The sequence below is a fragment of the Dialister sp. UBA1703 genome, from assembly GCA_002320515.1.
In the GTDB taxonomy this organism is placed as follows: domain Bacteria; phylum Bacillota; class Negativicutes; order Veillonellales; family Dialisteraceae; genus Dialister.
Genome location: DCJJ01000161.1, coordinates 431 through 8847, shown reverse-complemented (window position 1 = coordinate 8847; position 8417 = coordinate 431). Strand labels below are relative to the sequence as shown.

Annotated in this window: 8 protein-coding genes, 1 rRNA gene and 1 other annotated feature (1 of these 10 cut by a window edge); of the genes, 7 read left to right on the top strand and 2 right to left on the bottom strand. The window is 52.6% G+C overall.

Annotation, left to right across the window (positions count from 1 at the left end; translation table 11 throughout):
• Nucleotides 1-53 precede the first annotated feature (53 nt).
• The gene (locus B2Y11_RS07365; protein ID WP_291057808.1) at nucleotides 54-383 is read right to left on the bottom strand and encodes a hypothetical protein; all 330 of its coding nucleotides are present in this window, start codon (nucleotides 381-383) and stop codon (nucleotides 54-56) included.
• 147 nt (nucleotides 384-530) lie between these two features.
• Nucleotides 531-735, top strand: a binding site (T-box leader).
• Nucleotides 736-779: 44 nt separating this feature from the next.
• Between B2Y11_RS07365 and leuC the strand changes: the two genes are divergently transcribed.
• From leuC to leuB, 3 genes are read left to right on the top strand one after another with little or no spacing between them, the layout of a single operon-like run.
• The gene (gene leuC, locus B2Y11_RS07360; RefSeq protein ID WP_291057806.1) at nucleotides 780-2039 is read left to right on the top strand and encodes a 3-isopropylmalate dehydratase large subunit; all 1260 of its coding nucleotides are present in this window, start codon (nucleotides 780-782) and stop codon (nucleotides 2037-2039) included.
• Complete coding sequence (locus B2Y11_RS07355; protein ID WP_291057858.1) at nucleotides 2039-2530, top strand: 3-isopropylmalate dehydratase small subunit; 492 nt, start codon at nucleotides 2039-2041, stop codon at nucleotides 2528-2530. Before leuC ends, B2Y11_RS07355 begins: the two co-directional genes overlap by 1 nt.
• Before the next feature lies 1 nt (nucleotide 2531).
• Nucleotides 2532-3608, top strand: coding sequence for a 3-isopropylmalate dehydrogenase (gene leuB, locus B2Y11_RS07350; RefSeq protein ID WP_291057804.1), 1077 nt, complete (start codon nucleotides 2532-2534; stop codon nucleotides 3606-3608).
• A gap of 72 nt (nucleotides 3609-3680) precedes the next feature.
• Here the strand turns inward: leuB and nudC are convergent, their stop codons facing one another.
• Complete coding sequence (nudC, locus tag B2Y11_RS07345) at nucleotides 3681-4487, bottom strand: NAD(+) diphosphatase (RefSeq protein ID WP_291057802.1); 807 nt, start codon at nucleotides 4485-4487, stop codon at nucleotides 3681-3683.
• A 175-nt stretch (nucleotides 4488-4662) separates the two neighbouring features.
• Here nudC and B2Y11_RS07340 point away from each other — a divergent pair, with 175 nt between their 5' ends.
• From B2Y11_RS07340 to B2Y11_RS07325, 4 genes are all read left to right on the top strand, one after another.
• Nucleotides 4663-5205 carry a nitroreductase family protein gene (locus tag B2Y11_RS07340; RefSeq protein WP_291057801.1) on the top strand — a complete coding sequence of 181 codons (543 nt, stop codon included), beginning with the start codon at nucleotides 4663-4665 and terminating at the stop codon, nucleotides 5203-5205.
• A gap of 161 nt (nucleotides 5206-5366) precedes the next feature.
• Nucleotides 5367-6377 (top strand): helix-turn-helix transcriptional regulator, encoded by a 1011-nt coding sequence (locus B2Y11_RS07335; protein WP_291057799.1) that lies wholly within the window; start codon nucleotides 5367-5369, stop codon nucleotides 6375-6377.
• A 22-nt stretch (nucleotides 6378-6399) separates the two neighbouring features.
• On the top strand, nucleotides 6400-7332 hold the full coding sequence (locus tag B2Y11_RS07330) for a DUF1848 domain-containing protein (RefSeq protein ID WP_291057797.1): 933 nt from the start codon (nucleotides 6400-6402) through the stop codon (nucleotides 7330-7332).
• A 361-nt stretch (nucleotides 7333-7693) separates the two neighbouring features.
• A 16S ribosomal RNA gene (locus B2Y11_RS07325) occupies nucleotides 7694-8417 on the top strand; its annotated part runs 430 nt beyond the window's last position; the annotation flags it as partial.

The following is an 8417-nucleotide window of genomic DNA, read 5'->3' as shown; positions in this document are numbered from 1 at the left end:
TAAAAATCCAAGAATAAAAGCAGACAGTGATTTAATCAGCGCTTCCCTAGATTTCAGCAAACGCCGGGGAAAGAGTCTACGAATTCGATACGGATATCGGGAAAGCTGTCCACGAACTGGACGGTAAAGTCTTCGCCGTAGTCCACAAACTGCCACTCTCCGATGTCATCGGGGAAGGAGCTGACCGCTTTTACCTTGAGATCCGGGAAGGAGGATACCACCTGCACTTTGATGTCGGGGAAGGAGTCCACCACCCTGACCCGCCCGGCAAGGCGGATGTTTTTGAAATAGCCGTCCCGGTTGATGGGGCCGGCGGCGTCAGCGGCAAGGCAGCCGGTGAGAAGAAGGAAGAAACAGAAAAACAGGGTAATCATTTTTTTCATGACAGGCCTCCTTTGGTAGTTTATAAACATAAGAAAGAAACAGATCTTTCCATTTCTTCTATTATACACTATGACTGTGACAGACTCTGTCTTCATCATTTTTGGCTTGCAAAAAATAAGGGTTTGTGATAGAGTATTTCTAACTTCACAAAAGCGTTGACAGGAAGTATTAAAAATTGCTGCTTGCTTTCAGAGAGTCATTGGATGGTGAAAAATGACAGAAGCGGATTTTGAACTCGTCCTCAAGCTGCATCGCTGAACAGGTAGGCGGTGCCGGCATCTGACCGTTATCAGCATAAGTGCATGCCATTGGCATGAAGAAGAGTGGTACCGCGAATCTTTCGTCTCTTGGAGACGGAAGATTTTTTTTTATTTGGTAGAATGGGAGGTTTTTGTATGGGAATGACAATGACACAGAAAATCCTGGCAAAGCATGCAGGACTTGATTCTGTGAAAGCGGGAGATTTGATTTACTGCAGCCTGGATCTGGTGATGGCCAATGATATTACGGCGCCGCCGTCCATTGCGGAATTCAAAAAGGTAGGACGGCCTGTATTTGACAGGGAGAGAATCGTGCTGGTGCCGGACCATTTCCAGCCGGCCAAGGATATCAAGTCCGCAGGGCTGGCTAAGATTGTTCGGGATTTTGCCAGGGAAAACGGCATAGTCCATTATTTTGAACAGGGCCGGGTGGGCATTGAGCATGCCCTGCTTCCGGAAAAAGGGCTGGTAGGTCCGGGCATGGTTACCATAGGCGCCGATTCCCACACCTGTACTTACGGTGCCCTGGGCGGTTTTTCCACCGGCGTAGGGTCTACGGATCTGGGAGTGGCCATGGCCACCGGCGAAGCCTGGTTCAAAGTACCTGACGCCATTAAGGTGGTTCTGACCGGTACCAAGCCGGAAGATATTACAGGAAAAGATGTGATCCTGACTTTAATCGGCATGATAGGCGTGGACGGTGCCCTGTACCAGTCCCTGGAATTCACGGGACCCGGTGTTTCCTCACTCTCCATGGCGGACCGGTTCACCATTGCCAATATGGCCATCGAAGCCGGCGGCAAGAACGGCATTTTCCCGGTGGACGAGAAAACGAAAACTTACATTGAAGGCCGGTTCACAAAGCCCTTTGAAGTGGCGGAAGCGGATGAAGATGCCCACTACTCCCGGGAAGTGCATATAGACCTTTCCACCATGAAGCCGGTGGTATCCTTCCCCCACCTGCCGGAGAACACGAAGGTGGTAGGCACATTCGGCGACATTCCCATCGACCAGGTGGTCATCGGTTCCTGCACCAACGGCAGGCTGGAGGACCTGGCCATTGCGGCCCGTATCTTTGAAGGACATAAGGTCCATCCGTCGGTGCGATGCATTGTCATTCCCGCCACGCCTGCCATTTATCTGGCGGCCATGCATGCAGGATACATTGATACCTTCATCAATGCAGGCTGCGCCGTATCCACGCCTACCTGCGGCCCCTGCCTTGGCGGGTACATGGGCATCCTGGCCGCCGGAGAGCGGTGTGTTTCCACCACAAACAGGAATTTTATCGGCCGTATGGGCCCCACGGATTCTGAAATTTACCTGGCCGGACCGCAGGTAGCGGCGGCCAGTGCGGTTATGGGACGGATTGCCGCTCCCAGGGAGGTGAAATGATGGCTGTGTTAGAAGGAAAAGTATGGCGCTACGGTGACAACATTGACACCGATGTGATTATTCCAGCCCGGTATCTCAATACCTTTGATCCCAAAGAGCTGGCAGCTCACTGCATGGTGGATATCGATCCATCCTTTGCTAAAGAAGTGAAGGCGGGAGACATTATGGTAGGAGGAAAGAACTTCGGCTGCGGTTCATCCAGAGAGCATGCGCCGGTGGCCATCAAAGCCTCCGGTGTGCCTGTGATTATTGCCGCTTCCTTCGCCCGTATTTTCTACAGAAACGGCATCAACGTGGGACTGCCCCTTCTGGAAATCGGAAGTGACGTGGAAAAAATCCATGCCGGTGACCGTCTTTCCATAGATCTCTCCACCGGTACCATCCGGAATCTTACCACCGGTGACGTCTATCAGGCACCGCCCCTTCCCGGTTTCATCCAGAATATTGCCAGAGCCGGCGGGCTTATCAATTATGTAAAGGAGTATCGGTAATATGGGAAAGCATATCGTAGTCATTCCGGGTGACGGCATCGGCAGGGAAGTCACCGATGCCGCCGTAGAAATTTTAAAGAAAACCGATGAAATTTACCATCTGGATTTCACCTATGAGTGGAAGGATGCCGGCGGCACGGCCTATGATAAATATGGTGTGCCTCTGCCTGAGGATACGATAGAGGCCTGCCGGAAGGGGGATGCCATCCTCTTCGGTGCCGTAGGCGGCTACCAGTGGGATCACCTGAAACCGGCGCTCCGGCCGGAAAAGGCCATCCTGGGCCTTCGGAAATCCCTGGGCCTTTATGTGAACCTTCGCCCTGTAAAAATCCAGGATTCCATGATTGAATATTCACCGCTGAAGCCCAAAATTGCCAGAGGCACCGACATTATGATTGTCCGGGAACTGGTGGGCGGTATTTATTTCGGAAAACGGTGCGAATCGGAAATCAATGACGGCGTGGAACGGGCCTGGGACGTAGAAAGCTACTCTGTTCCTGAAGTGGAAAGAATTACCCGCTTTGCCATGGAAGCAGCCAGAAAGCGCCGCGGCCATGTGACAAGCGTGGACAAATCCAACGTGCTGGCATCCTCCCGCCTGTGGAGAAGGACAGCTGTCCGGGTTCATGACGAAGAATATCCCGACATCCAGCTGGACCACATGTATGTGGATAACTGCGCCCAGCAGTTTGCCATCCATCCCTCTTTCTTTGACGTGGTGGTGACAAGCAATATGTTCGGCGACATCCTGTCCGACGAAGCGGCAGTCCTCTCCGGCTCCGTGGGCATGCTGCCCTCTGCCTCCATCGGCGAAGAAACAAGCCTTTACGAACCTATCCACGGCTCGGCGCCGGACATTGCAGGAAAAGGCATAGCCAACCCCATTGCCACCATCCTTTCCGCAACCATGATGCTCCGCTACTCCTTCAGTGAAGACAGAGCCGCCGATGCCATTGAAAAAGCGGTGAACGATACTCTGGAAGATGGATACCGTACCGGAGATATTTATAAAGATGGCATGAAGAAAGTGAATGGAGAGGGGATGACCGAAGCCATTCTGGACCATCTGGATCAATGACGGATTTTTTACGGGAAATATATTTCGCGAATCATAAAAAGGGCACTCCATTCCGGGGTGCCCTTTTGCGATTCAGCTTTCCTTAAAAACCTTCATCATTTCATTGGTGAGGGAATAATCATCGGGCTGGAGAATGATGTCCTTCTTTTCCGCCCAGAAGGCTTTCTTCAGCTCCGTCCTGTCCATGACAATGTCTGTGCTTCCGTCCACTTCGCAGAAAAAGCCGGCCAGAATGTCACTGGCCATGGCCCAGGGCTGGGATTTGTAGTAGCGGATGTTTTTTACACGAAGCCCTGTTTCCTCCAACACCTCCCGCTGCACTGTTTCTTCCAGTGTTTCCCCGACTTCCGTAAAGCCGGCAATGAGGGCGTAGTAGGAAATGGCCCTGCCTGCATAGCGGGTAAGGAGAAGTCTGTCCTTCCAGGTGACCGCCGCAATGACGGCGGGGTTCAGCCTTGGATATATGGTGCGGCCGCAGGAAGGGCAGATACGGGCCCTTTCGGAGGGAGAGGGCCGGAGAAGGTTCCCGCAGCTGCCGCAGTATGTATTCTCCCTGATCCACCGGAGAATCTGGAGGGCAGTCCATGCAAGGAACACCTGCACCCGGGAAATGGCGGCGGTGGTTCTCATTTTTCCCATGGGAAGGAAGCGACCCTCAGGCAGGCAGGGCGCATCGATGGACAGGAAGTAGGAAATCCCGTCCAGGGAGAAAAGATACTCCCCGGAAGCGGGCTTCATATCCCGGGCAGCAGGAAATGAAAAATCGGGCAGCAGGAAAAGGCTTTCCTCCCGGAAGTACAAAATCCGGCTGTCCCTGCCCGGGCGGCGGGAAGGGTCGAAATGGTTATCGAAATGATGGGGTGCTATATCCTGGATCATAGGAATCTCCTTCTGTTTTCTATCCATTATACAATGGAGGTCAAAGCCTGCAGGAAGACCTTCTCAAAATGAAGGTTTGGCCATTTTATGGTAAAATGGAAACAGTATGAGTAGGACTTCCGGGAAAAGATTTCATGGATTCCGGCGGAAGAGATGGTCATAGAGGAGGAGAAAAATGGACGCCATTCAATGTCTCATTTCAAGAAGAAGCATCAGGGAATATACAGACGAAATCCTGTCACCGCAGGAAATCGAAAATGTGGTGGAAATATCCCAGATGGCATCGTGCTGGGAAAACACACAGCCCATCCGCTATGTGGCGGTGCTGGACAGGAATCTGAAGGATAAAATCGCCGATGAGTGCACGAAGAAATTTCCCTGGAACACGGAAAATATCCATGCCGCACCGGCGCTGATGGTGCTCTGCACCATCAAGGGACTGTCGGGTTATGAACCGGACGGAAGCCCTTCCACGACCAAGGGCACCCACTGGCAGTCCTTTGACGCCGGCGTGGCAGCGGCCCATTTCTGCCTGGCCGCCAACGCGCTGGAGCTGGGCACCCTCATTATGGGACGGTACGATGAGGCAAAAATTAAGGAAATCCTGTCCCTTCCCGAAGATTATGACGTTTCGGCCATCATCGCCATGGGCCATCCTGCCGTCATTCCGGCGGCCAATGAAAGAAAGCCGCTGAAGGAAGTGCTTTCCTTCAGCTGACAAAAGAAAGGGGAAAAGGGCTTTGGAGAAATGAGGTCATTTCTTCAAAGCCCTTTTTTATGGCGCTTTTGGGTGCCTTCAGAATCTGTTATAATTATGAAAAACAGTGATACTTTGTAGACAACTGTTCATTTTCTCTACGGGAAAGGCGGAAGATGGGAATGATGGAAAAAGAGACAGACAGGGATGACAGGAAAACAGAGCGGGTTCTTTTCCTCTGGGACAGGCTGAGCCGCGGCGGCATGATCAGCCGGCAGGACCTGGTGGAAGCTTTTGGCGTCAATATCCGGACCGCCAGCCGGTACCTGGCGGAAATCAGGAAGTACCTCTTGATGAAGGAGGAGCAGGACGGCATCCGCCGGGAACTTTACTACGACCGCTCCCTCAAGGTATACCGCATACGGGAACTGGAAAATGAAATGATTTCTCCCTGCGAGCTCTTTGCCATCGGGAAGATTCTTCTGGCCAGCCGGGCCTTCCACAGGGAGGAACTTAAGTCCCTCTTGGACCGGCTCCTGCAGTCCGCCGTACTGGGAACGGACAAAAAGGAAGTGGAAGAGTATATCCGGAGCGAACTTTTCGACTACCGGGATCCGTCCCACGGAAAGCCGGATCCCCATATTCTCTGGTCCATTGCCGGCGCCGTGAGGAATCACCATGTCCTTTCCTTTAATTACCGGCGGCAGGGAGAAACAGAGGGAAGGCCCCATGAAGTATGTCCTGAAGGGGTTCTTTTCTCGGAATACTATTTCTATATGCTGGGCGTTCCTGCAGGAGAAGGAAAATTGTCCGAAGAAAATACCCGGGTGTACCGGGTGGACCGCATGAGCCATCTGGTGGACACAGAACGCACCTTTACCATCAATTACGGAAAAAGGCTTCGGGAAGGAGAGTTCAAAAACAGCATCCAGTACATGTACGGAGGAAAGCCGGAACATATCCGTTTCATCTATAAAGGGCCCAGCGTGGAAGCGGTGCTGGACAGGCTCCCTACGGCCAAGGCGGCGCCAAGAAAGGACGGCAGCTTCCTCATTACCGATGAGGTCCGGGGCGACGGCATCCTTATGTGGCTCCTGAGCCAGGGAAGCCGGGTCAAAGTCCTTTCGCCTGCTTCCCTGAAGGAAAAATGGCTGAAGGAAGCGGAAGCCATCTGCGAAGCAGGCAGGAAGTAAAACGGCAGGGAAGAAACAGGCTATGATTATCAATACAGGACAGCGCACCGATATTCCCGCCTTTTACAGTCCATGGTTTCTGAAACGGCTGGAAGAAGGATATGTGATGGTAAGAAATCCTTTCAGCAGGGGACAGGTCACCTGTCTGCGGCTGGATCCCAGGGTGGTGGACCTCATCTGCTTCTGCACCAAGAATCCCGGGCCCCTGCTGCCCCATATGGAAAAGTTATCCTCCTTCCGCCAGCTCTGGCATGTCACCATCACTCCCTACGGAAGGGATATGGAACCCTTTGTCCCGCCGGTGCGAGAGGCAATATCCGCCTTCCGCGCCCTGTCGGACATAACAGGCCCCTCCCGTATCTGCTGGCGCTATGACCCCATCCTGCTGACCGACGCCTATCCCCTTTCCTTTCACATCCGCGCCTTTTCCTATATGGCGGAAGCGCTGGAAGGATATACCCACACCTGCATATTCAGTTTCCTTGACCTCTACAGGAAGACGGTGCGGAACTTTCCGGGAGGCCGGCGCGTAAGCCGCGAAGACCAGTGGAAACTGACCGGGGAAATGGTGGAAATCGGAAGACAGCATGGCATGAAGCTGGTGTCCTGCCTGGAAGACCCAGCCCTTGCATCCCTGGGCGCAGATACCACCGGCTGTCTCACGAAAGAAAAGGTGGAAAAGGCCATTGGCCTTCCCCTGAAGATTCCGTCCTATGAAAAAGGGCCGGTGAGGAAGGGCTGCGCCTGCCTTCTGGGCCATGACATAGGTGCCTACAGCAGCTGCCTCCATGGCTGCCGCTACTGCTACGCCAATGAAAGCAGGGAAACAGTACTGGCAAACAGAAGAAACCATGCCCCTGACTCTCCTTTCCTTATAGGCGGGAGAGAAGAGGGCGACGAAATCAGGGAAGCCCGCCAGGAAAGCTGGATAGACAGGGAGGTAAGCCTCTTCTGAACAACGCGGTCATCATAAAAAATAAAAAAGATTCCTTGACAGCGGAAAGGGAAATTGATATAATCTAATACGCTAAACCTTGAGGCACCTGCCGAGAAAGAAAACAGGGGTTGACAGGAAAAAGCAAATGTGATATTATCATGAAGCTGTCACACAGCATCACGAAAAACATTTTGAAAAAACTTTGAAAAAAGAGTTTGACAAAACGGAAACTTCGTGGTAAGATAATCAAGTCGCTTGAAGAGCGATGATTCTTTGAAAACTGAACAGTACAGCGAACGAATCAAGCCGATGTGCGAGGTAGCAATACCGAGCAATTTTAATGAGTAAGGCAAGAAATAAAGAGCCAAACGAACAATCTATCATGGAGAGTTTGATCCTGGCTCAGGACGAACGCTGGCGGCGTGCTTAACACATGCAAGTCGAACGAGAGGACAAGGGAAGCTTGCTTCTTTTGGAATCGAGTGGCAAACGGGTGAGTAACACGTAAACAACCTGCCTTCAGGATGGGGACAACAGACGGAAACGACTGCTAATACCGAATACGCTTGGAAGACCGCATGATTTTCCAAGGAAAGGGTGGCCTCTACCTGTAAGCTATCGCCTGAAGAGGGGTTTGCGTCTGATTAGGCAGTTGGTGAGGTAACGGCCCACCAAACCTACGATCAGTAGCCGGTCTGAGAGGATGAACGGCCACACTGGAACTGAGACACGGTCCAGACTCCTACGGGAGGCAGCAGTGGGGAATCTTCCGCAATGGGCGAAAGCCTGACGGAGCAACGCCGCGTGAGTGATGACGGCCTTCGGGTTGTAAAGCTCTGTGATCGGGGACGAACGGTCCGTAAGCTAATATCTTATGGAAGTGACGGTACCCGAATAGCAAGCCACGGCTAACTACGTGCCAGCAGCCGCGGTAATACGTAGGTGGCAAGCGTTGTCCGGAATTATTGGGCGTAAAGCGCGCGCAGGCGGCTTTCTAAGTCCATCTTAAAAGTGCGGGGCTTAACCCCGTGAGGGGATGGAAACTGGGAAGCTGGAGTATCGGAGAGGAAAGTGGAATTCCTAGTGTAGCGGTGAAATGCGTA